This window comes from Mycobacterium sp. NGS50, assembly GCF_059812545.1.
In genome coordinates this window covers 1-1,448 of record NZ_JCALCW010000077.1, presented here as the reverse complement: position 1 = coordinate 1,448, position 1,448 = coordinate 1, and the positions used below count along the sequence as shown (strand labels likewise).

The 1,448-nt window shown below is 55.2% G+C and carries 1 rRNA gene; it reads left to right on the top strand.

Annotation, left to right across the window (positions count from 1 at the left end):
- Window positions 1–1,391 (top strand): 23S ribosomal RNA (locus AC5Y36_RS25730); the annotation flags it as partial.
- Window positions 1,392–1,448 lie beyond the last annotated feature (57 nt).

Here is a 1,448-nt window from a genome sequence, read left to right as displayed (position 1 = left end):
TCCGAGAGGTGATGCATAGCCGTTTGAGGCGAATTCGGTGATCCTATGCTGCCAAGAAAAGCCTCTAGCGAGTTCACACACGGCCCGTACCCCAAACCGACACAGGTGGTCAGGTAGAGAATACCAAGGCGTACGAGATAACTATGGTTAAGGAACTCGGCAAAATGCCCCCGTAACTTCGGGAGAAGGGGGACCGGACTATCGTGAACACCCTTGCGGTGGGAGCGGGATCCGGTCGCAGAAACCAGTGAGAAGCGACTGTTTACTAAAAACACAGGTCCGTGCGAAGTCGCAAGACGATGTATACGGACTGACGCCTGCCCGGTGCTGGAAGGTTAAGAGGACCGGTTAACCCCCTCGGGGGTGAAGCTGAGAATTTAAGCCCCAGTAAACGGCGGTGGTAACTATAACCATCCTAAGGTAGCGAAATTCCTTGTCGGGTAAGTTCCGACCTGCACGAATGGCGTAACGACTTCTCAACTGTCTCAACCATAGACTCGGCGAAATTGCACTACGAGTAAAGATGCTCGTTACGCGCGGCAGGACGAAAAGACCCCGGGACCTTCACTACAACTTGGTATTGATGTTCGATACGGTTTGTGTAGGATAGGTGGGAGACTGTGAAACCAGAACGCCAGTTTTGGTGGAGTCGTTGTTGAAATACCACTCTGATCGTATTGGACCTCTAACGTCGAACCGTATATCCGGTTCACGGACAGTGCCTGGCGGGTAGTTTAACTGGGGCGGTTGCCTCCCAAAATGTAACGGAGGCGCCCAAAGGTTCCCTCAACCTGGACGGCAATCAGGTGTCGAGTGCAAGTGCACAAGGGAGCTTGACTGCGAGACGTACATGTCAAGCAGGGACGAAAGTCGGGACTAGTGATCCGGCACCCCCGAGTGGAAGGGGTGTCGCTCAACGGATAAAAGGTACCCCGGGGATAACAGGCTGATCTTCCCCAAGAGTCCATATCGACGGGATGGTTTGGCACCTCGATGTCGGCTCGTCGCATCCTGGGGCTGGAGCAGGTCCCAAGGGTTGGGCTGTTCGCCCATTAAAGCGGCACGCGAGCTGGGTTTAGAACGTCGTGAGACAGTTCGGTCTCTATCCGCCGCGCGCGTCAGAATCTTGAGGAAACCTGTCCCTAGTACGAGAGGACCGGGACGGACGAACCTCTGGTCCACCAGTTGTCCCACCAGGGGCACCGCTGGATAGCCACGTTCGGACAGGATAACCGCTGAAAGCATCTAAGCGGGAAACCTTCTCCAAGACCAGGATTCTCACCCTCTAGGAGGGATAAGGCCCCCCGCAGACCACGGGATCGATAGACCAGACCTACAAGCCCAGCAATGAGCTCAGGGAACTGGCACTAACCGGCCGAAAACTTACCAACACACCTCGCAACCACACCACAAAAACCACACCCCACCACCAAACACAACCAACGGTG